The organism is Streptomyces lacaronensis (genome assembly GCF_047337785.1).
In the GTDB taxonomy this organism is placed as follows: Bacteria; Actinomycetota; Actinomycetes; order Streptomycetales; family Streptomycetaceae; genus Streptomyces; species Streptomyces lycopersici.
On sequence record NZ_JBLHDK010000003.1, the window covers coordinates 5,006,912 to 5,033,525 of the forward strand.

The 26,614-nt window shown below is 69.9% G+C and carries 25 protein-coding genes and 1 pseudogene; 12 read left to right on the forward strand and 14 right to left on the reverse strand.

What is annotated here, in order from left to right; all coding sequences use genetic code 11:
* The first annotated feature begins 171 nt into the window (after window positions 1-171).
* Window positions 172-1,227, forward strand: a complete 1,056-nt coding sequence (locus tag ACMTAK_RS21285; protein WP_413807690.1) for an aldo/keto reductase — start codon at window positions 172-174, stop codon at window positions 1,225-1,227.
* 49 nt (window positions 1,228-1,276) lie between these two features.
* Window positions 1,277-1,573, forward strand: a complete 297-nt coding sequence (locus ACMTAK_RS21290) for a putative quinol monooxygenase (protein ID WP_413807691.1) — start codon at window positions 1,277-1,279, stop codon at window positions 1,571-1,573.
* Between the two features lie 540 nt (window positions 1,574-2,113).
* Here ACMTAK_RS21290 and ACMTAK_RS21295 read toward each other — a convergent pair.
* Window positions 2,114-2,323, reverse strand: coding sequence for a type A2 lantipeptide (locus ACMTAK_RS21295; protein ID WP_413807692.1), 210 nt, complete (start codon window positions 2,321-2,323; stop codon window positions 2,114-2,116).
* A gap of 684 nt (window positions 2,324-3,007) precedes the next feature.
* On the opposite strand from ACMTAK_RS21295, the gene ACMTAK_RS21300 reads away from it, so the two are divergent.
* Window positions 3,008-3,988, forward strand: coding sequence for a methyltransferase (locus tag ACMTAK_RS21300; RefSeq protein ID WP_413807693.1), 981 nt, complete (start codon window positions 3,008-3,010; stop codon window positions 3,986-3,988).
* Between the two features lie 90 nt (window positions 3,989-4,078).
* Here ACMTAK_RS21300 and ACMTAK_RS21305 read toward each other — a convergent pair.
* From ACMTAK_RS21305 to ACMTAK_RS21330, 6 genes and pseudogenes are all read right to left on the reverse strand, one after another.
* Window positions 4,079-4,570 (reverse strand): annotated as a pseudogene (locus ACMTAK_RS21305) (sigma-70 family RNA polymerase sigma factor); the annotation flags it as partial.
* Between the two features lie 246 nt (window positions 4,571-4,816).
* Window positions 4,817-7,696, reverse strand: a complete 2,880-nt coding sequence (locus ACMTAK_RS21310) for an AfsR/SARP family transcriptional regulator (RefSeq protein ID WP_413807694.1) — start codon at window positions 7,694-7,696, stop codon at window positions 4,817-4,819.
* Window positions 7,697-7,800: 104 nt separating this feature from the next.
* Complete coding sequence (locus ACMTAK_RS21315) at window positions 7,801-8,235, reverse strand: hypothetical protein (protein ID WP_413807695.1); 435 nt, start codon at window positions 8,233-8,235, stop codon at window positions 7,801-7,803.
* Complete coding sequence (locus ACMTAK_RS21320; RefSeq protein ID WP_413807696.1) at window positions 8,232-8,921, reverse strand: GOLPH3/VPS74 family protein; 690 nt, start codon at window positions 8,919-8,921, stop codon at window positions 8,232-8,234. The genes ACMTAK_RS21315 and ACMTAK_RS21320 overlap by 4 nt, the downstream gene beginning before the upstream one ends.
* A 51-nt stretch (window positions 8,922-8,972) precedes the next feature.
* Complete coding sequence (locus tag ACMTAK_RS21325; protein ID WP_413807697.1) at window positions 8,973-9,677, reverse strand: DUF3159 domain-containing protein; 705 nt, start codon at window positions 9,675-9,677, stop codon at window positions 8,973-8,975.
* A gap of 691 nt (window positions 9,678-10,368) precedes the next feature.
* The gene (locus tag ACMTAK_RS21330; RefSeq protein WP_413807698.1) at window positions 10,369-10,848 is read right to left on the reverse strand and encodes a CGNR zinc finger domain-containing protein; all 480 of its coding nucleotides are present in this window, start codon (window positions 10,846-10,848) and stop codon (window positions 10,369-10,371) included.
* A gap of 103 nt (window positions 10,849-10,951) precedes the next feature.
* Between ACMTAK_RS21330 and ACMTAK_RS21335 the strand changes: the two genes are divergently transcribed.
* Entirely contained in the window at window positions 10,952-11,818 is an 867-nt protein-coding gene (locus tag ACMTAK_RS21335; RefSeq protein ID WP_413807699.1) for an alpha/beta fold hydrolase, read from the forward strand.
* 70 nt (window positions 11,819-11,888) lie between these two features.
* Here the strand turns inward: ACMTAK_RS21335 and ACMTAK_RS21340 are convergent, their stop codons facing one another.
* The 3 genes from ACMTAK_RS21340 to ACMTAK_RS21350 form a co-directional block, all read right to left on the reverse strand.
* Window positions 11,889-12,245: an arsenate reductase ArsC gene (locus ACMTAK_RS21340; RefSeq protein WP_413812959.1), complete on the reverse strand. Its 357-nt coding sequence runs from the start codon at window positions 12,243-12,245 to the stop codon at window positions 11,889-11,891.
* Window positions 12,246-12,309: 64 nt separating this feature from the next.
* Window positions 12,310-13,431 carry an ACR3 family arsenite efflux transporter gene (arsB, locus tag ACMTAK_RS21345; protein WP_413807700.1) on the reverse strand — a complete coding sequence of 374 codons (1,122 nt, stop codon included), beginning with the start codon at window positions 13,429-13,431 and terminating at the stop codon, window positions 12,310-12,312.
* Window positions 13,431-13,832: an ArsR/SmtB family transcription factor gene (locus tag ACMTAK_RS21350; RefSeq protein ID WP_413807701.1), complete on the reverse strand. Its 402-nt coding sequence runs from the start codon at window positions 13,830-13,832 to the stop codon at window positions 13,431-13,433. Before ACMTAK_RS21350 ends, arsB begins: the two co-directional genes overlap by 1 nt.
* An 80-nt stretch (window positions 13,833-13,912) precedes the next feature.
* Between ACMTAK_RS21350 and ACMTAK_RS21355 the strand changes: the two genes are divergently transcribed.
* Window positions 13,913-14,323, forward strand: coding sequence for an ArsI/CadI family heavy metal resistance metalloenzyme (locus tag ACMTAK_RS21355; protein ID WP_413807702.1), 411 nt, complete (start codon window positions 13,913-13,915; stop codon window positions 14,321-14,323).
* A 6-nt stretch (window positions 14,324-14,329) separates the two neighbouring features.
* On the opposite strand, the gene ACMTAK_RS21360 is transcribed toward ACMTAK_RS21355, so the two are convergent.
* Window positions 14,330-15,127, reverse strand: a complete 798-nt coding sequence (locus ACMTAK_RS21360) for a helix-turn-helix transcriptional regulator (protein ID WP_413807703.1) — start codon at window positions 15,125-15,127, stop codon at window positions 14,330-14,332.
* Between the two features lie 84 nt (window positions 15,128-15,211).
* Here ACMTAK_RS21360 and ACMTAK_RS21365 point away from each other — a divergent pair, with 84 nt between their 5' ends.
* Window positions 15,212-16,720, forward strand: a complete 1,509-nt coding sequence (locus ACMTAK_RS21365) for an MFS transporter (protein ID WP_413807704.1) — start codon at window positions 15,212-15,214, stop codon at window positions 16,718-16,720.
* An 86-nt stretch (window positions 16,721-16,806) separates the two neighbouring features.
* Here the strand turns inward: ACMTAK_RS21365 and ACMTAK_RS21370 are convergent, their stop codons facing one another.
* Together ACMTAK_RS21370 and ACMTAK_RS21375 are read right to left on the reverse strand one after the other, a co-directional pair.
* Window positions 16,807-18,108: an MFS transporter gene (locus ACMTAK_RS21370; RefSeq protein WP_413807705.1), complete on the reverse strand. Its 1,302-nt coding sequence runs from the start codon at window positions 18,106-18,108 to the stop codon at window positions 16,807-16,809.
* Window positions 18,108-19,223: a PLP-dependent cysteine synthase family protein gene (locus tag ACMTAK_RS21375; protein ID WP_413807706.1), complete on the reverse strand. Its 1,116-nt coding sequence runs from the start codon at window positions 19,221-19,223 to the stop codon at window positions 18,108-18,110. Before ACMTAK_RS21375 ends, ACMTAK_RS21370 begins: the two co-directional genes overlap by 1 nt.
* Before the next feature lie 1,486 nt (window positions 19,224-20,709).
* On the opposite strand from ACMTAK_RS21375, the gene ACMTAK_RS21380 reads away from it, so the two are divergent.
* The 6 genes from ACMTAK_RS21380 (at window position 20,710) to ACMTAK_RS21405 (ending at window position 25,653) form a co-directional block, all read left to right on the forward strand.
* The gene (locus ACMTAK_RS21380) at window positions 20,710-21,060 is read left to right on the forward strand and encodes a BlaI/MecI/CopY family transcriptional regulator (protein ID WP_413807707.1); all 351 of its coding nucleotides are present in this window, start codon (window positions 20,710-20,712) and stop codon (window positions 21,058-21,060) included.
* A gap of 32 nt (window positions 21,061-21,092) precedes the next feature.
* Window positions 21,093-21,926 carry a M56 family metallopeptidase gene (locus tag ACMTAK_RS21385; protein WP_413807708.1) on the forward strand — a complete coding sequence of 278 codons (834 nt, stop codon included), beginning with the start codon at window positions 21,093-21,095 and terminating at the stop codon, window positions 21,924-21,926.
* A 96-nt stretch (window positions 21,927-22,022) separates the two neighbouring features.
* A complete protein-coding gene (locus ACMTAK_RS21390) occupies window positions 22,023-22,727 on the forward strand; it encodes a class I SAM-dependent methyltransferase (RefSeq protein WP_413807709.1) in 705 nt (234 codons plus the stop codon).
* A gap of 46 nt (window positions 22,728-22,773) precedes the next feature.
* Entirely contained in the window at window positions 22,774-23,565 is a 792-nt protein-coding gene (locus ACMTAK_RS21395; RefSeq protein WP_413807710.1) for a helix-turn-helix domain-containing protein, read from the forward strand.
* Between the two features lie 104 nt (window positions 23,566-23,669).
* Entirely contained in the window at window positions 23,670-24,863 is a 1,194-nt protein-coding gene (locus ACMTAK_RS21400; RefSeq protein WP_413807711.1) for a 4-hydroxybenzoate 3-monooxygenase, read from the forward strand.
* Between the two features lie 145 nt (window positions 24,864-25,008).
* Entirely contained in the window at window positions 25,009-25,653 is a 645-nt protein-coding gene (locus ACMTAK_RS21405) for a LysE family translocator (RefSeq protein WP_413807712.1), read from the forward strand.
* 116 nt (window positions 25,654-25,769) lie between these two features.
* Here ACMTAK_RS21405 and ACMTAK_RS21410 read toward each other — a convergent pair whose 3' ends face one another.
* On the reverse strand, window positions 25,770-26,198 hold the full coding sequence (locus ACMTAK_RS21410; RefSeq protein ID WP_413812960.1) for a cupin domain-containing protein: 429 nt from the start codon (window positions 26,196-26,198) through the stop codon (window positions 25,770-25,772).
* Window positions 26,199-26,614: the final 416 nt, after the last annotated feature.

Below are 26,614 nucleotides of genomic sequence, written 5' to 3' on the forward strand. Positions count from 1 at the left end.
AGCCCGGCGCCGTGCGCGGGTGTCTTTGCCTGGTCATGCCGTGCCCAGGCATGGGCTGCCACTGGGTCGGCCCGGCGGCCGGCACCACAGTGGTGGACGCCGGAACGGTTCCGGCAGACCGGCGGCCCGCCCGGCCCCGGAACCCTCCAACCGTATGGGGAGATACGCGACATGAGCGCGACCAACCTGCCGGCCCTTCCGCTCGGCGCCACCGACATGGACATCACCCGCGTCGGCTTCGGGTCCTGGGCGGTGTCCGGCGCGGGATGGCGCTTCGCCTGGGGCGCCACCGACGACGACGAGTCCATCGCGGCCATCCGCCACGCGGTCGCCTCGGGCGTCAACTGGATCGACACCGCTGCCGTGTACGGGCTGGGGCACTCCGAGGAACTTGTCGGCAAGGCCATCGCCGACCTGTCCGAGGCCGAGCGCCCCTACATCTTCACCAAGGCCGGGCTGGTCTGGGACCCGGACAACCCGCAGGCCGCACCCCACCGGATCATGAAGCCGGCCAGCGTCCGCCGCGAGGTCGAGGACTCCCTCCGGCGTCTGGGGGTCGACCGCATCGACCTGTACCAGGCGCACTATCCGGACAGCGGCGAATCGCTGGAGTACGCGGGAGACGGCTACGGGTCCGTCTCCCCGAACGCCACCCCGCTGGAGGAGTACTGGCAGGTCATGGCCGATCTCAAGGCCGAGGGGAAGGTCCGCGCAATCGGTCTGTCCAACCACTCGGCCGAGCAACTCGACACCGCGGAGCGGATCGCCCATGTCGACGTCATCCAGCCTCCGTTCTCGGCCATCAACCGCTCGGCCGCGCCTGAGATCGCCTGGGCCCACGCCCACGGCACCGGTGTGATCGTCTATTCCCCGCTCCAGTCCGGCCTGCTCACCGGCGCGTTCTCGGCCGAACGCGCCGCGAGCCTGTCCGACGACGACTGGCGCTCCGCCCACCATGACTTCACCACGGGCCTGACCGCCAACCTCCGCCTGGCCGACGCGCTGCGGCCCGTCGCCGACCGGCACGGCGCCACCGTCGCCGAAGTCGCCATCGCCTGGGCCCTGGCCTGGCCGGGCATCACCGGCGCCATCGTCGGCGCCCGCACGCCCCGCCAGGTCGACGGCTGGGTCGCGGCCGGCGCGGTTCAACTGACGCGGGCCGACCTCGACGAGATCGCCGCCGCGATCACCGAATCCGGCGCGGGCACGGGCCCCGCTTGCCCGTAGCCGCCGTACTCCACAAGGACCGCCGTACCTCACAAGGAGATCGCCGCACATGTCCCTCGTCGTCATTGCCGAATGCCTGGCTGCCCAGGGCCAGGAGGACCGTCTGCGCACCGCCCTGGAAGCGATGATCGAACCATCTCTGGACGAACCCGGCTGTCTCGCGTACAGCCCTTACGTCGACCCCAACCGTCCGGCCCGCATGGTGGTTGTCGAGGAGTGGACCGGCCCGGGGGCTCTGCAGGGACATTTCACAACCGCCCACTTTCTGCATGTCAGGCAGGTCCTGGACCGTGTCCTGGCCGAGCCCATGACTGTGCGCACGCTGGTGGCTGCCCCCGCGGGGTGACGATGCAGCCCCACCTTCCCGCCATTCGATCCTCATGCGGTGTCACTGCCGGCCGCGGCAAGACCCACAGCGGCCCGGCGCGGCACGGATTCGGCACACATGAGGACGGGAAACCCCGCGAACACGCGAGAACCACGGAGGGGCCACGCTTGCGGCCCGGCACCCGCTTGGCCGGATCGTGGCCGGTCATCTGGGCGAGGACCCCGGCGGCTGCTGGGCGAGGACCCCGGCGGCTGCGTGGACGCTCTGCGTGGCCGGCACCACCAGGGTGGATGGCCTGGTCGGTTCCGTCGTCCCGCCAGGCGGCGAAGTAGTAGTACGTCGAGCTCACCCTGGCGTCCACGCCCGTGAGGGCCTGGACACCGTCGCAGCCAAACCCAACAGCCGACCACGCAAAACACTCGGCTGGGAAACCCCAGCCGAGCGCCTCGCTAGCTCCTGGCCAACAGCCAGTTGATCACTTGTGTTGCAACGATCCCTCGAATCCGCCGTGTGGCCGAGGGCCTTCAGGCCTCGAGGATGTTCAGCCTTTGCGGCTGATCAGACGGCGGTGACGTTGAGGCTCGCCTGGCCGCTCTGCAGGTTCGCCGCACCGTCCACCACGACGCTGTGGCCAGCCAGCTCGACGCCGCCGAGACCCTCCAGGTTGCCCGGCTGGCTCTGCAGGGCCAGCCCGCCGGCCGCGCCGCCGGCAACGCCGTCCAGGTCGGCGTCGGATATCTCGCGGGTCTCGATCTGGGCGTTGTACATAATGCACGCTTCCTTCGTCAGTGATCTCTTGTGTGAGACGACCGTGACCACAACCGCGGTCCGGCACCGGCGCGGACTCCGGTACGGGCAGGGCTCTCCGCCCGTACCGGTGACGGAAATCCGCAGTCACGGAGAACCTGTGGATCCAACTCGCCGGCAACCAGCCGCCTCACTTTCACTGCGCCACACGTCCCCCACGTGTCACACCCGCACCGGGCGGCGGACGCTTGCGGAGCACAGCGAGCAGCTGGCGGAACATCGACTCCCCTCGCTGACGCCATGGGTGTGCCGGGGGACCGGTCGGCCACCCAGCGTCTGAACACGGTCGAACGAGTCCTGTTCGGCCCGAGGATGGTTGGTTGGGTTCATGTCGGCGTCGATCACCGCGCCATCCGGCCCGACCAGCTCGGCGAGCAGCATGCTCGTCGCCCGCGACGCCCGCGACGGTGAAGTGGTGGACGGTTTTTGAACCGCTTCCGGTGTCCGTCCGTTCGTTCTCTACAGGTGGCCGCTCCGCGCAATGGAGCGACTCAGCGAGAGACGCCGTGGGCCACCGTACGCCCCGAGTCGCTCGGGGCTCACACCGCTTCCGAGTCGAGAAGTCGAGGGAATCACATGGCGCTGTTCGAACACTCATTCGTCGCGGCTGGTTCTGCCCGTCCGCCTGTAGGTGACACGGGGCGGATGATGCAGATGATGACCGGCTATTGGGTCACCCAGGTGGTGCGGACTGCGGCCGAGTTGCGCATCGCGGACCATCTCCACCCGGGTGGGGCCACCGCGGCCGAGGTGGCCGCGGCGGAGTCGCTGGACCCCGACGCGACGTTCCGGTTCCTGCGCGCGTGCGCCTCGCTCGGCCTGGCCACGTCGACGGACGGGAAGCGGTTCGAGAGTACGTCCCTGCTCGACACCTTGCGTACCGACACCCCTGACTCGCTGCGTGATCTGGCGCTGTGGGGCGGTGCCGAATCGCACTGGCTGCCCTGGGGGCGGCTCGCCGACGCGATACGCACCGGCACCACCCCGGCGCGGGCCGCCCTCGGCGCGCCGTTCTTCGACTGGCTCGCCACCCACCCCGGGGAGGCAGAGGTCTTCACCAACTCCATGACCGCCATGACACACAATCTGGCCCATCAGCTGGCCGATGTGATCGACATCAAGGACGCCGAGGTCGCGGTGGATGTCGGAGGCGCCGGCGGAAACCTCGTCCAGACCCTGATGGGGCGGCATCCGGGACTGACCGGGATGGTGCTCGACCTGCCACACGCGGGCACCGAGGCGGACGCATCCGCCGAGAGTCTCGGCGTCACGGACCGGTTCGCCTTCGTGGGCGGCGACTTCTTCGATCAGGTGCCCTCCGGCGATCTGCACCTGCTGAAATTCGTCCTCCACGACTGGGACGACGATGCCTGCGTACGGATCCTGCGCAACTGCCGGGAGGCGCTCCGGCCCGGCGGACGGGTGCTGGTGATGGAGCTGCTGATCGACGAGGTCGGCAAGCCGGGTCTGGAACCACTGATGGATCTGAACATGATGGCACTGTCGACCGGACGGGAGCGCAGCGCGGAGGAGTTCGAGGCCCTGTTCCACCGAGCCGGTCTGGAGCTCGTCAAGGTGTCGTCCTCCGCGTCCCTGGTCTCCGTGCTGGAGGCCGCGCCCGTATGACCTGGCCAAGGGCTGAGCTTCGCGGGCCCCTGGGGGCTCCCCGCCGGCCTCGGCGTCGGCGCTTTCGGGGACGCCCATGGCCAGCCGCAGGGCACGTACGGCGTGGTGCGCGCGCGACTTGACGGTCCCCGGTGGGATGCCGAGCAACTGGCCCGTCTCGCGGGTCGATCTGCCGGAGTAGTACGTCTCGTACAGCACCTCCCGGTGCTTGGCGGACAGTTGCTGGAAAGCCTCCTTGAGAAGCAATGAGGAGAGCAGCCGGTCCAGGTCGTCGGGCCCCATCAGCGCGTCGTCCAGCCAGGTGCCGGTGCTGACCTCCTGGGGGCGGGCCATGCGCGACCGGTAGTCGTCGATGACGAGGTTGCGGGCGACCCTGAACAGCCACGGCCGCATCGGCCGGCCGACGTCCAGGTCCTGTGTGCGCCAGCAGCGCAGCAGCGTCTCCTGCACCACGTCCTCGGCCCTGTGCCGGTCGCCTCTTAACAGACGCACCACGTATCCGTACAGAGCGCCGGCCTGCTCGTCGTAGAGCGTGCGCAGCGCGCGTTCCCGGGGGCCCACCGCACCCGAGGAACCCATCATGGTCCAGCTCACGTTCGCACTTCCTTGTTCCGTGACCCTGCGGGGGTACAGGTCTCGGGGCCGATCTCGGTGGTCCCGAGTCGGGGGAAGTGTGACGAGCGGGGTTCCACATCGCTTTGACGCTCGATTGACAGGTGGAGCCGCGGTTTCCGCCGCCCGGGAAGGTCGCGCACGGCGGCGGCGACGCGTTGCTGCCCTGGCGGGCGGGCCGTCGCCCGTTGTCCGGAAGGCCTGATGGCCCGCTGATCAGACGCCCTCTGCGTCCGGCCCGCGTTCGTCCAAGCGGCGGAGCCTGCCCCGGATCTCCTCGGTGTCGGGATGGCCGAACTCCTCGAAGACCGCGAGGGCCTGTCGCCATCTGATGCGGGCCGCTTCCGGGTCGCCCGCGGCCAGGAGGGTGTCGCCGAGGTGGTCGAGGGTTTCGCCCTCGTTCCAGCGGTCGCCGATGTCCCGGAGCGCTCCGAGGGCCTGGCGGTAGTGCTGGATCGCGTCGTCGTGGCGGTGGAGCCGGTGGTGGACGGTGCCGAGGATGTCGAGTGTGACGCCTTCGCCCCAGCGGTTGCCGCCGGCGCGCAGGATGGTCAGCGATCGCCTCAGGTGGTCGATGGCCTCGTCGAAGCGGCCGAGCCGCTGGTAGATGTCGCCCAGCTTGGCCAGGGCGACGCCCTCTCCCCAGGCGCTGCCGTGCGCCCGGTCGAGGACGAGTGAGCGGCGGATGTATTCGGCGGCCTTGTCGAGCCGGCCGAGCTGAAGATACGTGTTGCCCAGGTTGCCCATGGCCTGGGACCTGCCGGGGGTGTCCCCGAGTTCCCGGCAGCGGGTCATCGCCTGTTTCAGGTGGTCGATGGCCTCGTCGAAGCGGTGGGTCACGGTCAGTGCGACGGCCAGGTCGTTGAGGCTCCATGCCTCGCCCACGCGGTCGTGGGTGTCGCGGGCGGTGTCGAGTGCGATCCGGGTGGTGTCGAGCCAGTCGTGCAGATGGGCGCGCAGACAGAAGAATCCCCATAGGACGGCGGCGAGTTGCCAGGCGAGGCGGGGCCGGGAGGATGTGGCGGCCTGGTGCACTGCGGCGACGAGGTTGGGACGTTCGGCCTCGCACCATGTGAGGGCTTCGTCGTGGGTGGTGAAGGTCAGGGGGTCGCAGCCGGGAGGTGGTGAGAGGAGGGGGATCCGGCGGCGGTGGGGGGTGAGGTGGGGGTAGGCGGCGTCGGCGGTGTGCAGGTACCAGCACAGGAGTCGTTCGGTGGCACGGTCCCGTTCTTGTGGTGTCTCCTCGGTGGAGACGCGTTCGGCGGCGTAGGCACGCAGCAGGTCGTGCAGGGCGTAGCGGCCCGGTGAGTCTTCGGTCAGCAGATGGGCGCGGGTGAGTTCCGCGAGGAGGCCGCGGGTCTCGCGGAGGGGAAGCCCGGCGAGGGCGGCGGCGGCGGGTGCGGAGATGTCCGGGCCGGCGTGGAGGCCCAGCAGGTGGAACAGCCGGGCGGCCGGAGCGGACAGGGCCTCGTACGACGAGGAGAAGACGGCTCGTACGTCCATGGCGGGCTCGCCCCCGGCGAACGCGTCAAGGCTGCCCCGGCTGTCGCACAGCTCCTTGGCGATGGCTTCGAGCGGGAATCCGGGGTGGGCGGTGGCGCGGGCGGCGATGATGGCGAGGGCCAGGGGCAGCCGGGCGCAGCGGGTGATGATCTCGTCCGTCGCTTCGGGTTCCGCCGCCAGGCGTTCGGGGCCGACGCGGCGCACCAGGAAGCCATGAGCCTCGGCCCGGGTCAGCGGGGTCAGCGTCAGCGGATGGGCCCCCTCGTTGACGATCAGGCCGGTGAGCTGGTCGCGGCTGGTGACGATGGCCAGGCAGCCGGATGAGGCCGGGAGCAGGGGGCGGACCTGTTCCGCGTCGCGGGCGTTGTCGAGGAGGAGGAGCATCCGCCGGTCGGCGAGCAGGCTGCGGTACAGCGCCGCCTGGACGTCGAGGTGGGCGGGTATCCGCTGCGAGGGGACGCCGAGCGCGTCGAGGAAGATACGGATGGCCTCACCGCGGGGCATGGCCGAGCCGGTCGGGTCGAAGCCGCGCAGATTGATGTACAGCTGTCCATCGGGGTAGCGGTGGGCGAGGCGGTGGGCCAGATGCACGGCCAGGGTGGTCTTGCCGACGCCCGCCATACCGCCGATCGCGCTGATCAGCACCGTGGCCGGAGGCGTCGCGTCGCCGGGCAGCAGGGCCTGGATCTGGCTCAGTTCGGCTTCACGGCCGGTGAAGGTGGTCAGGTCGGCGGGTAGCTGCGCGGGGCGGGCCAGATGCCCGGCGGCCTGTGACACCCACGGCTCGGCCTCCGGCTCCGGCGAAGTGGGGTCCAGTGTGGGGTCGGCGGTCAGGATGCGGCCGTGGAGCTCCCGCAGTGACGCACTGGGGTTGATGCCCAGTTCGGCGGCCAGGGTGCCGCGCGTCCTGCGGTAGACCGCCAGCGCCTCGGCCTGCCGCCCGGACCGGTACAACGCCAGCATGAGAAGCCGGCACAGCGGCTCCCGCAGCGGATGCTCACCGGTCAGCGCGGCCAATTCGGCGATCACCTCACTGTGACGCCCCAGCCGGACCTCGATATCCAGACGGGACTCCAGCGTGGCCAGCCGCTTCTCGGCCAGCCGGGAACGCTCGGCCTCGGCCAGCGGACCGGGAAGACCGGCCAGCGGTGTCCCCTCCCACCCGTCGAGCGCGGCCCGCAGCAGATCCGCGGCGGCCGACATCGCACCCGTCGCCCGCAGCTTCTTCGCCTCGGCGACCCGCTGCTCGAACACACCCAGATCCACCGAACCTTCCGGCACCCGCGCCAGATAACCGTCCGCGGCCGAGACCACCACCCGCGGGGACTCACCTGCGTCCCGCCCCGGCTCCAGCACCTTCCGCAACCGCGACGCATAGGTGCGCAGCACGGACACGGCCGCCGGCGGCGGCTCATCACCCCACACGGCGTCCACCAGTTCGGCGACCGTGACCGGCCGCCCGCGCCGCAACAGCAACGCGGCCAGCACCACGCGTTGCTGCGGCGAACCCAGGTCCAGTTCACGTACGCCACGCCACGCCCTGACCGGCCCCAGCACCGCGAAACGCAGGGAATTCGCACGGGCCGCGTTCACGGTATCGGTCCGCGTGGTGGCCTGGACACGCTCATCCGTGAGGTGTTTCGGAGCATGCCCCGGCCAGTACGGCGCCCATCTCCGGGACGAGTCCGGCGACCGGATCATGGGTGAGCTCCGACATCCGTAGCCGCCCGCCGGTCGTGACGGCACCGAGAATGTGCTCGCCTGGCCTCGGTGGCACGGGCGCTCGACGGGGCATGCCGGGCGAGAGCCGCGGAACCGGTCTTCAGCGCGGCCGGTGTGCGCTGCTGGGCAAGCGATGCGCGGGTACGGCGGGAGAGCGTCCGGAAGTCTTTCGCGTCGTGAGCGGCGCTTCCCGGGATCAACCGCGTCTGCTCGACGGCGACGATGGCTTGCCATGGAGTGCCGTCGGCGGCTGTCTCGAGCGGGATCGTGTCTTCGGACACCCGGTACACGTCCTCGGGCGCGGCGCGGTCAACCGCCGCCCCGAGCAACGGATGCCGCTCCTGGAGCGAGAAATCGATGGACCGCTCGAACGCACCCAGCGGACGAACGACCATGTGGTCGGTGCTCATGCGCCCCAGCCGCCTCCGACGGCCCTGCTCGACAGGTACGAGTCGCGCAGCGCCTTGCGCAGACCGGGCACGGCGTCGTCGAAATGTGCGGCGAGGGCCTTGAGCGCCTGCTCGTGCTCACGGCGTTCCTTACCGGAGAACACACTGGTCACCTCGGTCTCGGCCGCGAACACGGCCATGGTCAGCTCCTCCATCGGCACCGCTGCCGGATCGGACCCGTGGAGCACGGCGTCGCGCACCCTCTCCTGCATGGCCAGTACCCGCTGCGGATCGTTGACGATGACCCGGTCGACGGCGAGCAGCCCCAGCCGCCTCTCGTGCCGGATCGTGACCACACCCGTCGCGGCAAGCTGCTCGCGGATGGGCTTCTCGGCGGTGTGCGCCTTGTTGTGGACGAGCGAAAGCCAGCTCTTGGGCTTCTCCGCGGGTACGTCGCGCCATACGTCGGCCAAGAAGGGATCGCTCGGCGGCTCTGTGGGCAGCCGGACGACCTTCTTTCCGGCGGCGCTGAGCAGCCCGTCGAGAGTCAGCACGGTCAGTGCCGCGGCGCGCAGCAACTGGCCGCGGCCCTGGAGATTGGTGAGTTCGAACTTCTCCTTGTCCACGGTGTAGCAGAGCAGGAACAGGCTCTGGGGCAGGGACTGGCTCTGGGGCAGGGACTGGCTCTGGGGCAGGGACTGGTCCATTTCTCTCCTCAGGGCTCCAACAGGGGTCGGCGGTCATGTCGGGGTCGGCGGTCAGGCCGATCGCGGGGGCCGCGGTCCTCCGGCCAGGGCCGTGAGTCGCTTGCCCGAGCGGCGGCCCGCCCACAGCACGACCAGGAAGGCCAGGGCGAGAAGGGGATAGCCCATCGCGATCTTGGCGAAGGCGAGCCAGCCGGTGGCGTCCTTTTCGTAGAGCCACTGCTGTACGGCGACCCGGGCGGCGAAGACGCCCACCAGGGTGAGGGTGGCGATGTCGTAGTAGTGGCGCGAGGGCTTGTCCTTGAGCCAGGCGGTGCCGGTGCCGTTGAGCGAGCCCCAGACGATTCCGGCCAGCGGCCGGCGTACGAGGACCGAGAGCAGGAAGAGCACGCCGAGTGCGACGTTGCCCCAGATGCCCGTCAGGAAGAAGCCCTTGGCCGATCCCGTCTTCCAGGCGACGAACGACGCGACGGCGACGCCGAACAGGCCGGAGAGCGCGGGCTGGATCGACTCCTTGCGCACCAGTCGCAACACGGAGATGGCCAGGGAGACGCCGACGGCGGTGCAGATGGCGGCGGTCAGCCCGTAGGAGGCGTTGGCAAGCACGAAGGCCACGACCGGCAGCATCATGTACACCAGGCCCGTGGTGCCGCCCATCTGCTCCAGCGGTGTCTGCTTCGTCTGGCCCCCCGGGGACCTGCCCGGCCCGTGCGGACCGGGCGCCGGGTCGGTGGGGCGTAGGGGCTGAGGTTCAGTCATGCGAGATCACTCACCAGGTAGGCATTGGTCTGTACGGCTGCGTCCGCACCGGCTTGCGGAGGCTGGGGCTCTTGAGCCACCGGCTGCTCGGTGCTCCCCTGCTCGCGCGGATGGCGGATGGCGGATGGCGGGCGAGGGGCAACGGGCAACGGGCAACGGGCAAGGGAAACGGCCGGCCGCGAGGTGGACGTCAGGCGGCGGGATCGCCGACGACTCCGCCGGTGGCCGTGCTGATCGCGGCGAAACGCCGGGAGACGGCGTCCCCCTCCGTCGCGCTTCTGCGTCGTGACCATGGCACCTCGCCTCCCGTTGGCGTCTCCCAACGACAGAATGTCACTTAGTGACGCCCCAGGCAAGGCGCGAGGCCCCAAGACCCCTCGGTTCGGTCGTCGACGTGAGCTTCTTGGGGTCGGCGGCAAGCCTGGAATCATCGTCGTGGCCGGCTCAGACGCTACGGATCTCGTGCCCTGGAGTCGTCCCCACGCGGCGGTCACCCGCGTGTGGCTCGCAGGAGGGACAGCCCCCACAAGATCCCTCTGACCGGCGACGACCTATCAGGACCAGTGGCGGCGACGGACTTCCCCGGCCGACTCCGTCAGTGCATCGGAACGTGCCCTCGACCCACGCCTCCCCTCACACCGATTTCCGCGCGCGGGGCATCCACAAGAGTGGGAGGCGCGTGGGGGCCGGGTCAGCGGGTGCGTTCGTAGTGGCGGCGCGCCTTTTCGCGGTTGCCGCAGACGGCCATCGAGCACCAGCGCGCGCGGTTGGCGCGGCTGCGGTCGAGCAGGAACAGCCGGCACTGGTCGTTGGCGCAGGGGCGCAGTCGGCCGGGCAGTCGCTCCTCGGTGGCGGCCCAGGCAAGGACCACCTCGACGGCCAGCCGGGCGTGCGGCGGAGTCCTGACCGTCCACCGAAGACCATCCGAAGTGATCTCCGGGATCTGGTGGACCCCTTCGAGCAGCGGGCTCAACGCGGCGGGCGAGCTTTCTCCGCGCACTACGCGCTGCAGGGCGTCCCGTGCTTCGCGCAGCAGCGCCAGTTCCGCGAGGCTGCCTTCGCCGCCGTGCTCCCGCGCCCAGCGCCTACCCCTGGCCGGGTCGCCGAGCGCGTCCCGTTCCTCGCCGTTGACCAGTGGCCTGCTGTTGAGCAGGTCCAGCAGCTCGTCCATCGGGCGTCACCCCATCTAACCAGATTGAATCCTTTGACAGGTTAGCTCAACTCATGCTTGCATGGCGAAGGACTAACCGGATCAAGCATTCAAAGGGGTTATTATGAGCTCGGTGCACCACCGGACCGCCACCGTCGGCGGCCACGAGATCTTCTACCGGGAAGCCGGCTCCGCCGACGCCCCCGCGATCGTCCTGCTGCACGGTTACCCGACCAGCTCGTTCATGTTCCGCGAACTCATCCCGCTGCTGGCCGACGACTACCATGTCATCGCACCGGACCACCTCGGCTTCGGCCACTCCGCCGCCCCTCTCGCAGGGGAGTTCACCTACACCTTCGACGCCCTCGCCGAAATCACCTCCGGACTGCTCGACCAACTGGGCCTGGACCGCTACGCCCTCTACGTCCAGGACTACGGCGCCCCCATCGGATGGCGCCTCGCGCTCAGGCACCCCGAACGGATCTCCGCCCTCGTCACCCAGAACGGCAACGGCTACGAGGACGGTTTTGTCGAGTCGTTCTGGACCGACGTCTGGGCCTACGGGGCGGACCCCGGCCCCGCCACCGAACCCGCCGTCCGCGCCGCGCTGGGCATCGACGCCATCCGCTGGCAGTACGTGCACGGCGTGCCCGACCCGAGCCTGGTCAGCCCGGACACCTGGGAGCACGACTTCGCCCTCGTCTCCCGCGAGGGCAACGACGAGGTCCAGCTGGCGCTGTTCCGCGACTACCAGAACAACCGTCCGCTCTACCCGCTGCTCCACGAGTTCCTGCGCACCAGCGAGGTCCCGGTGCTCGCCGTGTGGGGCCGCAACGACGAAATCTTCGGCCCGGCCGGTGCGCGAGCCTTCGCTCGCGACGCCAAGGACGCCGAGATCCACCTGATCAACGGCGGACACTTCCTGCTGGAGAGCCACCTGGACGTCGTCGCAGGTTACCTGCGCGGCTTCCTCGGGCGGGTGCTGGGCTGAGGGATGTCTCGTGCGTGGCCACCAACAGCACCCGTCAGGCCGGTGACGCGGATCGTCTCGGCGTGCGGGGTCACCCGCGGCCTCCAGCGGTGAGTTCGCTGACGAGGCCGTCAACGCGGGCCCGGATCTCGTCACGGATCGGCCGCACCGCCGCGACACCCCGCCCGGCCGGATCGTCGAGCTTCCAGTCCAGGTAGGTCTTGCCGGGGAAGTAGGGGCAGGCGTCGCCGCAGCCCATGGTGATGACCACGTCCGAGGCTTGCACGGCTTGGGCGGTCAGCACCTTCGGGATCTCCGCCGCGATGTCGATGCCGACTTCCGCCATGGCTTCCACCACGGCCGGGTTGACGTGCTCGGCGGGCGCCGAACCGGCCGAGCGGACTTCGACGCGGTCGCCCGCGAGGTGGGTGAGGAAGGCGGCGGCCATCTGGGAGCGGCCCGCGTTGTGGACGCAGACGAACAGCACGGACGGCCTCTCGGGGCTCTGGAGGTCAGACACGGGCGGAGCCTTCCTGGGCGGGGGCCTGCTCGGCGGTCGGGGCGGTGGGCCGGGGGAAGTAGCGGCGGGCGGCCAGGGCCACGTGGACGAGGCCGATCAGCACGGGAACCTCGATGAGCGGGCCGACGACTCCGGCCAGGGCCTGCCCGGAGGAGGCGCCGAAGGTCGCGATGGCGACGGCGATGGCGAGTTCGAAGTTGTTGCCCGCGGCGGTGAACGCCAACGTCGTGGAGCGCGGATAGTCCAGACCCACGGCCTTGCCCAGTGCCATGGACCCGGCCCACATCACGGCGAAGTACACCAGCAGCGGCAGCGCGATCCGCGCCACGTCCACCGGCCGTGAGGTGATCGCGTCGCCCTGGAGGGCGAACAGGACGACGATCGTGAACAGCAGCCCGTACAGGGCGAACGGGCCGATGCGCGGGATGAGCCTCGTCTCGTACCAGGCCCGGCCCCTGGCCCTCTCGCCGAGGCGCCGGGTGAGGAAGCCCGCGGCCAGGGGGACGCCGAGGAAGATCAGCACGCTGCGGGCGATCTCCCACACGCCGATATCGAGACCGGTCCGTTCCAGGCCGAGCCAGCCGGGCAGCACGGTGAGGTAGAACCAGCCGAGCGCGGAGAAGGCGATCACCTGGAAGACGGAGTTCAGGGCGACGAGGACGGCGGCCGCTTCGCGGTCGCCGCAGGCCAGGTCGTTCCAGATGATGACCATGGCGATACACCGGGCCAGGCCGACGATGATCAGGCCCGTCCGGTACTCCGGCAGGTCCGGCAGGAGCAGCCAGGCGAGCGCGAACATGACCGCCGGGCCCAGGACCCAGTTCAGCACGAGCGAGGGGACCAGGAGGCGCCGATCCCGGGTGACCGTGTCGAGGCGGTCATAGCGGACCTTGGCCAGCACCGGATACATCATCACCAGCAGGCCCAGCGCGATGGGCAGGGAGACGCCGGTGACGGTGACCTTCGCCAGGGCGTCGCCCAGGCCGGGGACGAGCCGCCCCAGGCCGAGGCCCGCCGCCATCGCCAGCAGGATCCACACCGCGAGGAAGCGATCCACGAACGTCAGGCGCGCACCAACCGGAGCAGCCGAAGACGCCGTGGGGTCGGCGGCCATCAGGCGTCCCCCGCCGTCCCGGCGGGCTCGGGCAGAGGCCGCCCGGCGGGGCGGGTGAGGATACCCGCGAGCCGGTCGGTCATCTCCGGCAGCAGCCAGTAGTAGACCCACGTGCCACGGCGCTCGCAGTCGATCAGCCCGGCCTGCCGCAGCAGCTTCAGGTGATGGGAGATCGTCGGCTGCGACAGGTCGAAGGCGGGAGTGAGATCACAGACGCACACCTCGCCTCCGGCCCGGGAAGCGATCATCGACAGCAGCCGCAGCCGGATCGGATCGCCCAGCGCCTTGAACACCTTGGCCAGCTCGACGGACTGCGCCTCGTCCAGCGGAGCGGTCAGCAGCCCTGGGCAGCAGCCGTCGACGCCGTCCTGGCCGAGCACCACAAGCTCTTGTTTCGACATTCCTCTATGTTGACGTTTTTCGATCCAAGGCGCAATGTTGCATCGAAGAACATCGATACAAACCGATGGGAGACCTTGCCATGTCCCGCGTGCAGCTCGCCCTGAACGTGCCCGACCTCGACGCTTCGGTGGCGTTCTACTCCAAGCTCTTCGGCGTCGAACCCGCCAAGCGCCGCCCCGGATACGCCAACTTCGCGATCACCGAGCCGCCACTGAAGCTCGTCCTGATCGAAGGCGAGGCGGCCCAGGAGACCCGGCTGGACCACCTCGGCGTCGAGGTCACCTCCACCGACCAGGTCACCGCCGCCACCGACCGCCTCAAGGACGCGGGGCTCGCCACCTTCGAGGAGAACGACACCTCCTGCTGCTACGCCCTCCAGGACAAGGTCTGGGTCCATGGCCCCGGCAAGGAGCCCTGGGAGGTCTACGTCGTCAAGGGCGACGCCGACCGGATGGGCAAGAGCGCGGCACTCGGCACCACCGACGCATAGGGGCCGCTACAGCCGATCTCGGTCCGGGTCCGACGTCAACGAGGTGTCGCCGTTCAGGTAGCGCCCCGGGGAGGTCCCGACGGTTCGCCGGAACGCCGCCAGGAACGCACTTGGCGTCGCGTAGCCCACGGTGTGCGCGACCCGGGAGACGGGCCGGCCTTCCGCGAGGAGGGAGAGGGCCGCGCGCAGTCGCGCATGGGTGCGCCAGCGGTCGAAGGTCATGCCGGTGTCGCGGACGAACAGCCGGGTGAGGGTGCGTCGGCTCACTCCCACGGCCCGTGCGTGCGCCTCCAGGCCGCGGGGGTCAGCGGGGTCGGCGAGCAGCGCCTCGGTGACGGCGCGTACGCGGTCGTCGGCCGGGGTCGGCACATTGATGGGTGTGCTCGGCAACGGGCGCAGCAGATCCAGTACGACTCCCTCGGCCCGCAGCCGGGCGTCGTCGGGGAGGTCGTTCCGGCTGAGGTAGGCGATCAGGTGGGCCAGCAGCCCGTCGACGCCGACCGGCGTGGGGTCGGACCAGTCCAGATGGCACCGGTCGGGTTCGAAGTACAGGCTGCACAGCACCGCGTCACGCGTCGCGCCGGTCCGGTGAACGATCCCCCCGGGCAGCCACAGCGCCCGGGTGGGTGGCAGAACCCAGTAGGCGTCGTCGACGGCGACGCCGAGTACGCCGCGCCGCGTCCAGGCCAACTGGTGTTGCGGGTGGGAATGCCGGGCGAACCACTGCCCGGACGCCAGCGGAAAATGTTCGACGACGATGGCGCCGACCCCGGGCGGTACGGGTCCCACGATGGCCTCGGTCATGCCGCCCAGCGTATGTCCCCAAGGCGTTATGGCCTGGCCTTGTAGCGCATCGCGGACAGAACGGCCCCTGCATAGCGTCGTCGTATGCCGATCCCTCATCCGCGCCGTGGGCGCCCCCGCGTGACGAACGGGTCGCCGGTTTCGGCGGCGGTCACCGCCACCGGACGCCGTGGACCGGCCCTGGTGGTGCTGTGCTTGGTGCAGTTCATGCTCGTCCTGGACGACAACGTGGTGAGCGTGGCGCTCCCCAGCATCCGCGACGATCTCGACTTCACCGCCGCCGGCCTGGCCTGGGTCGTCAACGCCTACTTCCTCGCCTTCGGCGGACTGTTGCTGCTCTTCGGCCGCATGGCCGACCTGTGGGGCCGCAGACGCGTCTTCCTGACCGGGGTGGCGCTGTTCGGCGCGGCGAGCCTGCTCTGTGGGCTGGCGCGGGAACCGTGGCAGCTTGTGGGGGGACGGTTCGTCCAGGGGGCGGGAGCTGCCATGGCCGGCCCGGCCTCGCTGGCGCTGATCACCCTCCTGTTCCCCGGTGACAGGGAGCGTGCCAGGGCACTCGGTGTCTGGGGCGCCGTCGCGGCTTTGGGCGGCACCTCCGGTCTGGTGATTTCCGGTGCGCTGACCGGCCTCGCATCCTGGCGCTGGATCTTCCTGATCAATCTGCCGGTGGCCCTCATGGCCCTTGCCCTGCTCCCGCGCCTGGTCCCGGAGAGCCGGACCAGCCGCCCGGTACGCCTCGACGTACCCGGTGCGGTACTGGGCACCGGCGCCCTGGTGTCCCTCGTCTACGGTCTGCTCCAGACCGAGTCGGGCTGGGGGCGCCCGGCCGCTGCCGGACCCCTGCTGCTCGCCGTCGTCCTGGCCTTCGCGTTCGTCACGGTCGAGGCACGCACCGCTGAGCCGCTGGTACCGCTGTCGTTCCTGTCCTTCCGCGTCCGCGCCGTCGCCAACGGGGCGACCCTGCTGTTCTCCGCCGCCTTCTTCGCGATGGCCTTCCTGCTGATGGTTCATCTGCAGACCGTGCTGGGCTATGGCCCCCTCGCGGCCGGCGTCGCCTATCTCCCCTACGGCGCCGGGATCCTCGCGGGTATGTGGTTCTCCTCCCGGGCGGTGGCCGGGCTCGGCATGCGCCGGACGCTCATCCTGTCGTTCCTGATCAGCGCGGCCGGACTGATGCTGCTGTCCGGAGTGGCGCCGAGCGACGGCTACGCCTCCGGAGTGCTGCCCGGCATGCTCGTCACGAGCCTCGGCTGCGGACTGAGTCTGCCCGCCCTGACCGTCGCCGCGCTCACCGGCACGACCGAGGAGAACGCCGGTCTCGGCTCGGCCTTCCTGAACTCGGTCCAACAGGTCGGTGGCGCGGTGGGCGTGGCGGTCCTGGTCGCTCTGGCCACCCGCCGCGGCAAGGCCCTGACCCCGACGGAAGGCCCCCGGCGGGCCGCGGCGGAGGGCTTCTCCCACGCGCTCTCCATCGCCGCCGCCCTCCTCGCGCTCGGCGCCGTCCTCATAGCCGCCCTGCTCGGGAAGGACCGCCACCCGGGTCGCGCAGTCGACGCCGAAGCAGCTCCGGCACGGCACGGAACCCGTATGTAACCGCCGCTTGCCGTGGATCGGACGCAGGTGAGGAGCGGCGAACGAGGCTGATCCCCGTCCGCCGCTCCGTCCCCGTCCATGGCCCGTCAGGCGGCCGCGGGCCGTGCCTCAGCCGCGGGCAGTGCCGCGAGGCGGCCGGTGCGGTGCAACCCGTACAGAGCCACGGCGCAGGCCAGGCCCAGTGCCAGCAGCGCGAGCCACGGCAGCGCGGACATCCCCGCCGCCCGGGCGGCGTCCAGCGCCGCACCGGTGAGCAGGTTGCCCAGGGTGATGCCGACCCCGCAGATGGTGTTGTACAGCCCGTAGTGTGTGGCCACGAGCCGGTTCCCGGAGAGCCGGACGATGGTGTCCATCTCGAACGGATAGGCGATCATCGTCCCCAGCGCGAGCAGCAATGCCGAGAGCGCGGGCGGGACGGAGGCGAGCAGCCAGCGGCCCACCCCACCGTCCGGCACCGGAACGGCGGTCGCGAGCAGCAGCGGTGCGAACGCCACACCCATCGAGAACAGCCCCCAGGTCAGCGCCTGCCCCGGCGCCATCCGGGCCTTGCACCAGGCGGTGACCTTCGTCTGCCCGAGGATGGTGCTCAGTCCCGAGACGGCGAACAGCAATGCCACCGCCACCGTTCCGGACTCACCCTCGCCGCCGAGGCGGCGCACTTCCAGCGGCAGGGCCAGATAGACCTGGAACGACAGGACATATGAGCCGATCATGGCAACCGAGAAGAGCAGGAAGGGCCGGTTGGCCACCACCTCTCGCCACTGCGACAACACGCTCTCGCGCCCTGTGTCCTGACCGGACTTGGTGTTGTGGCCCCTCCGGGGCGGCAACGCGCGGATCTGTACGACGCTGAGCAAGGCGAAGACCGCTGCCGCGACCAGGCAGGTGACACGGAAGTCGATGCCGGTCAGGACCATGCCCACCAGCGGGCCGAGCAGGATTCCCGCCTGGTAGAAGATGTTGAACAGTGCGAACGCCTCCACCCGGCGCTCTCCCGCGTCTGCCGCGAGGTACGCCCGTACCGCGGGGTTGAACAGGGCACCGGCCAGCCCCGTGGCCGCCGAGGCGGCGAGTAGCGCGGGCAGGGAGTCCACGAGCCCGAGAGCGGCGAATCCGACGGTGCGCAGAACGCATCCAGCGATGATCAGCGGCTTGTAGCCGAACCGGTCCGCCAGCGTGCCACCGACCAGGAACATGCCCTGCTGGCTGAAGTTGCGCACGCCCAGAATGAGTCCGACGAGCCAGCCGGCCAGTCCGAGACTGCCGGACAGGTGGGCGGCCAGGTAAGGCATGAGCATGTAGAAGCCCAGGTTGATGGTGAACTGGTTCACCATCAACAGCTGGACACTGCGCTCGTAGGAACGCACCTGTGTGAACAGCGACTTCACTACGCCACCTCCTCCTCGGGCTCCTCGGTGGCGTCCTGGAGGGTGAGGGGGTCGGCCACGGTGGTGCACCGGGTCCAGCGGTGTACCTCCTTTTCGTCCAGGCGGCCGATCAGGTCTGGTTCGGACGCGGGGGGTGAGCCCAGCAGGCCATGGGCGGCGCAGTAGTCGTCGTCGTATACCGTCCCCAGGTAGCGTTGTGGTCCATCGGGGAAGATCGCCACGATCCGGGCCTCCGCGGGCATGGTCCGGACGAGCCAGCCCGCCACCAGGGCGACCGCCCCGACGCTCCATCCGCCGGTGGCGTAGTGGGACGCGGCCAGTTGGCGGCAGGTCCACACGGCTTCCGCGGGGGCCACCCAGTGCACTTCCGAGAACTGGTCGTAGGCGACGTTGCGGGGGTAGATGCTGGATCCCAGCCCCCGCATCAGGCGGGGCCTGGCGGGTTGACCGAAGATCGTCGATCCGATGGTGTCGACTCCGACGACCGTCAACTCGGGGTAGAGCTGGCGCAGGACCCGGGAGACCCCGGCGGAGTGTCCGCCGGTGCCGACGCTGCACACCAGCACGTCGATATGGCCGAGTTCCCGGGCCAGTTCGAGCGCGAGCGGGGTGTACGCGGTGACGTTGTCGGGGTTGTTGTACTGGTCCGGGCACCATGAGCCCGGGTGCTGATCCTGCAGTTGCTGGACGCGGTCACGGCGGGCCTGCTGCCAGCCACCGGTCGGGTGGGGCTCGGAGACGACATTGACCTGGGCGCCGAACGCGGTCAGCAACCGGGTCATGGACAACTCCAGCCCCGGATCGGTGACCAGGGTCACCGGGTGGTGGTAGACCATGCCCGCCAGGGCGAGCCCCAGTCCCAGGGTCCCGCTGGTGGACTCGATGATCCGGCCGCCGGGCCGCAGGTCACCGCGGGCCCGGGCCCGTTGGACCATGTGCAGCCCGGGGCGGTCCTTGATGCCGCCGGGGTTGAAGCCCTCGAGCTTGGCCCAGAAGCCACGTCCCGCCGGGACGAGGGGCTCGGACACTCGCAGGAGCGGGGTGTTGCCGACCAGCCCGGAAAGGGCGGACCTGGCGGTCAGCTGACCGGTGTCGCTGGTGGTCGAGGAGTGCATCTCTCCGCTTTCTTTTCAGAGCGTGAAAAGCTGTCGGGTGGTCTGATCGCGTCCCGGCGAGACCCCGTAGCGCGCTTCCCGGATCCGGGGGCCGCTCGTTCAGGTACGCCGGCATGACGGCGGTGGCGGGCACGGCCTAAATACGCCACCTGCAGACGACCGACAGCCTGGAACTCCCGGCCAGCACCCGGCTGCTTCTCTCCTCCCCGGAGCGGGCCACGGCGCGGATGGCCGCCATGGCGAATGCCGGAGCTACCCCGACAGTCGGTACCAGCTCCCGCGAGGGCGCCGGTGGCCTCGGCACGGACAGACCGGCAAGGCCGTGTGGAGCGCAGGACTCCGCGCTGGGTACCGCCTCGGCATCCGAGTCCGCAGGCGATGCCGCCTGCGCGGACCCCCCGGACGCGATCGGCACCCGAGCGCTCGGATGGCCTGACGCCTCATGTGGACCGGCACAGTCCAGAACCGCCAGCAGCAACCCGCACAACACAACGGCGACGAGGCAGCGATACCAAGGAAACCCCGGTAAGGAAGGTAAGGAAGCAGGGCGGACATGAAGATGGAACGGCAACGATTCCTCCGCATGGGCCACCGCCCCCCGATGCGGAGCGGGGAGGGGCGGTGGACAGAGACCGGCAGGGCGGGATTCAGCGCCCCGAATGTCCCCGAACCAGCGTGCTGAACCAGCGGATCGGGGAGATCAGGAGCACCGCGCACACGCAGCACCGAGCCGGGCCAGGCGTATGGCGGGCATACGCCGACCGGCCGACGGTGCGGGGGCGCCTAGATCCGCAGAACCACGCAGGCAGCGGAGTCTGGCAATGGACATTCACTGGAAGCCAACTTGACCGGGCCGGTCATCCCCGATGGCGCGGCCGGAGGAGCCGACGCGCGGCTGAACACCGCCGGGCACGGGGCCACCCATCCGGAACCGTACTGCGGCTGACCCACCAGACACTCGTGCGCGGGGTGAGAGGAGTGATGGTCGCCTTTGCGGTGATCAACCCGTGACTCGACCCCGCGGTCGGACACCTTCTCGGCGGCGACGGACGCCGTCCCGGTGTCGCCCTGGCTCACGGTCGCGCCCTGATCCACCGCACCGAATGCGAGATGCCCGGCTACGCCTTCCGCGCTCACGCCGTGCGCGTACACGAGCCCGAGCAGAAGCGCCGCCACCCACAGCCCACGCAGCGGCCGCCGCGACAGGCGGCACCACGACATAACGGAGGGAAACCGGACCGTAACCATGCCGTGACACTAGCACTGGTGCGGGAGCGCCCGAGAAGGACCTGAGACTTCGCGCCAAGTTCGCGCACAGCACGCGAAATGGGCCCGATGCGACTCAGGCCCGCGACTCCCGGGGCGGAAAGCATGAGCGGCAGCGCGCACGAGTACAGCGGCTGGATGCGCACCGGACCGTCGTACGCGTTCGAACCTCCTACCCTGGCGTAGTGGGCAAGCAATGTTTTGCGGAGGTGAGATCACAGTGACCCTGGGGGCACTGGAAAGCGCGGTCATGCGGGTGTGCTGGGAGGTCCAAGCGCCAGTGACGGTCCGCGCCGTACTCAACAGACTCAACGAGGGCCGGGAGCGCCCGCTGGCCTACACCACGGTGATGACGGTGATGACTCGCCTCGCGGAGAAGCGCTTGCTCGATCGGGCCATACAGGGGCGTGGCTACGCGTACACGGCAACCGTCGCGGATGAGGCCGCGATCGCCGTACGGGAGGTGCTGCGGGCGCACGGGGACGCCGCGGTCGCGCATTTCGCCGCCGAGGCGTCACTGGATCCGCAGCTACGGGACCGTCTTCGGCGGCTCTTGGAGCAGTCACCGTGACCGGCAAGCGGGCCTTCTGGACTCTCGTAACGGTGTCCGTGACGATCCACATGGCGGTGGCCTTCCTCGGCTGCTGTCTGGTCGCAGCTCTGGCCTGGCAGTTCACCCATCACGGGATCGGTGCCGACCCGCGGTCGGGCGCCGCGTGGGCCGGCGCCACACTGCTCACCCTCTCTACGGCTGGAGCGATACGGTCCGCCCGGCGGCTTTGGCTTGGACTCAGCGCGACTCGGGCCATGGACCGCCAGGTCCGCGCCACGGCCGTCACCGATACGGCCATACGCACCACCGCCCGGCAGGCGGGCCTGACCGCCCGAGTGGATGTGATCGAGAGTGCCGGTAGCTTCGCGTTCACCCACGGCCTGCTGCGCCCCCGAGTGACGGTCAGCAGCGGGCTGATGAAGTCGGCGACTGCTGGGGAATTGCGTGCGGTTCTGGCTCATGAGGCCGAGCACGTCCGTGGGCGCGATCCGCTCAGAACGCTCGTGGCCGATTTCCTGGCGGCACGCCACATCGCGCTTCCGCTCCTGCGTCACCTGCGAACGGTGGTCGCCGCCGACCGTGAACTGGCGGCAGACCGCTGCGCGATGGCTCACTGCGGCGTCGGCGCCGTGGCCGGGGCACTGCTGAAGGCCGGCGACACTCCCCGATGGGCGGACACCGCCCCCGCCGCCGCGATGGGAGACCGCACGTTGCTCGCCGTCAGGATCACACAGCTCGAGGGCGCGATACCGCCGCCCGTACGTCCGGAACACCGGCAAGTGGCTGTCACGGTCGCCGGGGCCGCGCTCTACCTGTGGGCGATCACCGGCTCCGCCTGGCTGATGTCGACGACTCCGTTGGTCTGCTGGGGAGGAGGTCACTGAGCCTCGCCGGTCAAGACTCCCTATCTACTACGACCACATAGTAATTACTATGCGGTCGTAGTAGCCTCGGAGTCCTGCCGCCGAGAGGAGTCATACATGGCCGCCGCGACGGACCGCGAGAAGCCGATACGCCACGCGCTCTTCGCTCGCGTCTACCCGAGGATCAACGCCTTCGCCGAGGCCCACGGCGCCCTGGAACACCGGCGGGAACTGCTGGCCGAAACCACCGGCCGGATCGTGGAGATCGGCGCGGGAACCGGCGCCAACTTCCCGCACTACCCACCGAAGGTCGAGCAGGTCATCGCTGTCGAACCCGAGCCGCGCCTGCGTGAACTCGCACAGCGGTCGTCGACCGGGTCACCAGTGCCGGTAGAGGTCCGCGCAGGCCGGGCCGAGGCGCTGCCCGTCCCCGACGCTTCCGCCGACGGAGTCGTGGCCTCGCTCGTCCTGTGCACGATCGCCGACGTCCCCGCCGCGCTCAGGGAAGCCGCCCGTGTACTACGACCAGGCGGGCTTCTGTACTTCTACGAGCACATCCGATCGACACGCCCCGGCCTGGCAAGGCGGCAGCGGATCACCAACGTGGTGTGGCCACTGCTGGGCGGCGGCTGCAATCTCACCCGGAACCCCGAACCAGCCATCACCAATGCCGGATTCACGATCCAACGCGCACGGCACTTCGACTTCCTCATCAACGGCCGCACCACACCCAGCTCCCCGTGCGTCATCGGCGTCGCACGCAAAGCCGAGATCGCCGCCCAGGAGAACACCGCGTGGTCGTCCGATCGGCGCGCCAGGTAGCGCCGGCGGCCGGGCGGCCCCGGGAGCGGCGGTAAACTGACGGCCGATGCCGGAAACCCGCCAGCCCTCCCCGCCGCCCCCGACGACGCCGCGGAAGACATCACCCCGTAGCGGAGGAGGCTGGCTTCCGCACGGCTACCGCCTCGACACCCACTCCCACCCCCAGGGTCAGCTGGTGTACGCGGCCGCCGGGGCCCTGGCCACCACGACCGAGCGCGGGACCTGGGTCGCCCCGGCCAATCGGGTGACGTGGACGCCGCCCGGATTCGACCACTCGCATCGCTTCTACGGCAGGACCGACGCCCGGCTGGTCGTCATCCCGGCCGAGCTGTGCGACGCGCTCGTGGCACACCCCAGCGTGTTCGCGGTGAGCCCCCTGCTGCGAGAGGCGCTCCTGGCGCTGACCGATCGGCGGGAGGTCCGGCCCGGCGCCCATGAACGGCTGCGCGCGGTGGTGATCGACGAGCTCACCGCGACCCCCGAGCAGTCCCTGCACCTGCCCGAACCCCGCGACGACCGGCTGCGTGCCGTCACCGACCTTCTGCACGCCGACCCCGGCCGGACCACCACCCTGACCGAGCTGGGACGGGCCGTGGGAGCGAGCGACCGCACGCTGAGCCGTCTGTTCCACACCGAGCTGGGCATGAGCTTCCACCGGTGGCGCACCATTCTGCGCATCCACCACGCCTTGGTCCATCTCACCGACGGCCGGTCCGTCACCGACACCGCGACGGAGTGCGGCTGGTCCAACCCCTCGAGCTTCATCGAGGCGTTCACCGAAGTCGTCGGGCAGACCCCGGGCCGCTATCAGGCGGATCTGCGCGACGACGCGCAGTAGTTGGCGGCTTTTCGGTATTCGGTGTCCATTCATCAGTGGGCGGCGGCGACGGCCGGGTCCACAGTGGTGATCGACACCCAAGCTTCAAGGAGGCTCGGAAACACATGTCCGAAACAGTCGAGGACACCGCCGTAGTCATCGTGGGGGCCGGGGTTGCCGGACTTACGCTCGGCAATTTCCTGTTGCGCAACGGCATCGGCTGCGTCGTTCTCGAAAAGCGCAGCCGAGAATACGTCGAGCGGCGACAGCGGGCCGGGACCATCGACAGCCGCGGAGTGCGCATGTTCCGCGCGTGGGGGCTCGAAGAGGTCGTGGAGAGTTTCGGCGCCCCGGAGGAGTCGATAGGCTTCCGAATGGACGGGGAAGGGTTCACGAACGATCTCTTCGATGACGAAGACGGCGACTTCGACGATATGGTGTTCTGCCCTCAGCAGGTCCTCGTCCGGAACCTCACGGACGCTTTCCTGCGGGACGGCGGAGACCTTCGTTACGAGTCCGTCGGCATCTCCCTCGAAGACATCGACGGCGCGCGTCCGCGAGTCCGCTACCAGGACGCCTCCGGCGCCTCCGGCGCGACACGGGTCATCAACTGCGACTATCTCGCCGGCTGCGACGGCTACCACGGGGTCAGCAGGGAATCCATCCCCGCCGACGCCCTTACTCGGTACTCCTACGACTATGGGTACGCCTGGCTGAGCGTCCTGGCCGACGTGGCGCCGGACCCCGCGGCCATGGCGATCCATTCCCGCGGCCTGGCGGGAATCATCCCCCGTGGCACGACGGCCAGTCGTCTCTATCTCCAGTGCGCGCCGGACGACACCCTTGAGCAGTGGCCGGACGAGCGCGTCTGGAGCGAACTGGAGGCTCGTTTCGGTGTCCCCGTGGCGACCGGCCCGGTCCTCCACAAGCAAATCCTGCCGCTCCGGAGTGTGGTCCACAGCCCCATGAGCCACGGCAGACTGTATCTGCTCGGAGACGCGGCACACATTGTCCCCCCGATGAGCGCGAAGGGAATCAACCTCGCTCTCCATGACGCCGAAGTGTTCGCCCGCGCCGTCATCGCCCGGATCCAGAAGAACGATGCCGCCCTGCTCACCGGCTACTCGGAGACCTGTCTGCGTCATGTCTGGAACTACCAGGCATACGCAACGTGGATCACCGAGCTCATGCACAACTCCGGTGACGCCTCCTACGAAGGGGAATTCCGCAAGCAGATCGCCCGAGCGGAACTGGAGCGCCAATTCAACTCGCCCACGGCGAACCGCCTCTTCGGCGAACTCGCCGCCGGGGTGAATTAGGGCACGGGGCGGGGGTGAATGAGGGCTCCGGGCGCCGAAGCCCACCGCCGCCGTCGAGGTAGCGGGACACGGATGGGTCTGGGCGGACCTTCCGCCTTCTGTTTGAATGCCTCCTGTACCGAGCCGGTCCAGGAGGGACGGACATATGGTGTCCACGGAGAGCATTCTCGCGTTCGCGGCGATGTCGCTACTGGTGATCGTAATTCCGGGGCCGAGCGTGCTGTTCGTGGTCGGCCGGGCCCTCGCGTACGGCCGTCGCACGGCCCTGGAGACGGTCCTCGGCAACGTCGTCGGCTGCTATCTGCTCGTGATCGCCGTGGCATGGGGTCTCGGCGCGCTGGTGGCGAGCTCGGCGGCGGTGTTCACGGGCGTCAAGCTGGCAGGGGCGGCGTATCTCGTGTATCTGGGCGTGCAGGCGTTCCGCCACCGCGGGAACATGCGCGTGACGGACATGGAGGCCCCGGCCCGTGCGCAGCGCGGTGATCTGCGGACGATCCTGGACGGCATCTTCGTCGGCGTCACGAATCCGAAGGGCATCGTCTTCTTCGCGGCGGTGCTGCCGCAGTTCGTCAACCACTCGGCGGGCCACCTCCCGCTACAGATGATGGTGCTGGGCCTGGTTCCGGTCACCATCGGAATGATCACGGACACCCTCTGGGGCCTGGGCGCCTCCGCGGCCCGTTCCTGGTTCGCCCGCTCCGACCGGCGGCTGTCGATGGTCGGCGGGGCGGGTGGCCTCGCGATGATCGGCCTGGGCGTGACCGTGGCGGCGACCGGCCGCGCCGACTGAGGACTACATGGACGGGCTCGGGGTGGCTCACGCGATGGGCCGACTGGCCGACGTGACCGCCGGCCTCAGCAACCGCCTGAACCCCTGACACGTCCGGATTCGGCGTCAGCGGCGGATCACGCGCCCGGGCGGGGAGCCCGTAGGTGTTGGCGCTGGGCCAGTTCCTCGTCGTCGACGAGGGTGAGCATGGGCCGGCCCGGGGCGCAGAACATGGTGACGATGAAGCGGCTCCAGGCGTCCGTGCGGTTGTTTCCGTCCTGGTAGTGGATGACCTCGCCGCCCGGCTCCCAGAACGTCTCCCCCGCCCTGATCACCCGCTCCGGCTCGCCTTCCAGCTCGAAGAGCATCTCGCCCTCCAGCACGTAGCCGAAGGCGGGGCCCGAGTGGCGGTGTGGGGGGAGGCCGGGCTCGCCGGGCGGGTAGTCGACGCGGATGGTCATCCCCTCCGCCCCCTCCGGCACGAACGGCGGTTTGACCGACTGCAGCACGGTGATCGCCGAGCTCAGCGCCGCCAAGCGCGCTTGGCTCTCGGCGCTCCCTGCCATCTGCTCTTCGCTCGACATGGCGAGACCTCCAGGGATGGGCCGGGTGGTTCGGGAGAGCCCGTCGGCGTGGTCGACGGGTCCCCTTCCGCCGGGCGCCGACGGCTCATGGGTCCAGATTGCGACGGTGCGGGGCGGGGCGCACGCGGGCCGGGGGACATGGGGGGCTCACGGTCAGTGACGGACGGTGGCGGACGTTCGCAAGGGGGTCCGGCTTCTCCACCTCTGGCCTCAAGTTCCCTGTCCCGCAGGGAACTTGAGGCGCCCCTCGCGTTGATCACGACCCTGTCTCGTTTTCCTCCGGTTGTGCAACCGTTCAGCTTTAGGACAGCTCTCCTTCCATGACCCTTCCGTATCCGGCCGCCGGGGGAGACAGGTGGCGGTCGGGGCTCAAGGGCGACCGATGCGTTACTCATGGA

Coding starts and splice junctions, on each gene's coding strand:
- ACMTAK_RS21285 (WP_413807690.1), top strand. CDS start 172: ATGAGCGCGACCAACCTGCCGGCCCTTCCGCTCGGCGCCACCGACATG.
- ACMTAK_RS21290 (WP_413807691.1), top strand. CDS start 1,277: ATGTCCCTCGTCGTCATTGCCGAATGCCTGGCTGCCCAGGGCCAGGAG.
- ACMTAK_RS21295 (WP_413807692.1), bottom strand. CDS start 2,323: ATGTACAACGCCCAGATCGAGACCCGCGAGATATCCGACGCCGACCTG.
- ACMTAK_RS21300 (WP_413807693.1), top strand. CDS start 3,008: ATGATGCAGATGATGACCGGCTATTGGGTCACCCAGGTGGTGCGGACT.
- ACMTAK_RS21315 (WP_413807695.1), bottom strand. CDS start 8,235: ATGAGCACCGACCACATGGTCGTTCGTCCGCTGGGTGCGTTCGAGCGG.
- ACMTAK_RS21320 (WP_413807696.1), bottom strand. CDS start 8,921: ATGGACCAGTCCCTGCCCCAGAGCCAGTCCCTGCCCCAGAGCCAGTCC.
- ACMTAK_RS21325 (WP_413807697.1), bottom strand. CDS start 9,677: ATGACTGAACCTCAGCCCCTACGCCCCACCGACCCGGCGCCCGGTCCG.
- ACMTAK_RS21330 (WP_413807698.1), bottom strand. CDS start 10,848: ATGGACGAGCTGCTGGACCTGCTCAACAGCAGGCCACTGGTCAACGGC.
- ACMTAK_RS21335 (WP_413807699.1), top strand. CDS start 10,952: ATGAGCTCGGTGCACCACCGGACCGCCACCGTCGGCGGCCACGAGATC.
- ACMTAK_RS21340 (WP_413812959.1), bottom strand. CDS start 12,245: ATGGCCGCCGCCTTCCTCACCCACCTCGCGGGCGACCGCGTCGAAGTC.
- arsB (WP_413807700.1), bottom strand. CDS start 13,431: ATGGCCGCCGACCCCACGGCGTCTTCGGCTGCTCCGGTTGGTGCGCGC.
- ACMTAK_RS21350 (WP_413807701.1), bottom strand. CDS start 13,832: ATGTCGAAACAAGAGCTTGTGGTGCTCGGCCAGGACGGCGTCGACGGC.
- ACMTAK_RS21355 (WP_413807702.1), top strand. CDS start 13,913: ATGTCCCGCGTGCAGCTCGCCCTGAACGTGCCCGACCTCGACGCTTCG.
- ACMTAK_RS21360 (WP_413807703.1), bottom strand. CDS start 15,127: ATGACCGAGGCCATCGTGGGACCCGTACCGCCCGGGGTCGGCGCCATC.
- ACMTAK_RS21365 (WP_413807704.1), top strand. CDS start 15,212: ATGCCGATCCCTCATCCGCGCCGTGGGCGCCCCCGCGTGACGAACGGG.
- ACMTAK_RS21375 (WP_413807706.1), bottom strand. CDS start 19,223: ATGCACTCCTCGACCACCAGCGACACCGGTCAGCTGACCGCCAGGTCC.
- ACMTAK_RS21390 (WP_413807709.1), top strand. CDS start 22,023: ATGGCCGCCGCGACGGACCGCGAGAAGCCGATACGCCACGCGCTCTTC.
- ACMTAK_RS21395 (WP_413807710.1), top strand. CDS start 22,774: ATGCCGGAAACCCGCCAGCCCTCCCCGCCGCCCCCGACGACGCCGCGG.
- ACMTAK_RS21400 (WP_413807711.1), top strand. CDS start 23,670: ATGTCCGAAACAGTCGAGGACACCGCCGTAGTCATCGTGGGGGCCGGG.
- ACMTAK_RS21405 (WP_413807712.1), top strand. CDS start 25,009: ATGGTGTCCACGGAGAGCATTCTCGCGTTCGCGGCGATGTCGCTACTG.
- ACMTAK_RS21410 (WP_413812960.1), bottom strand. CDS start 26,198: ATGGCAGGGAGCGCCGAGAGCCAAGCGCGCTTGGCGGCGCTGAGCTCG.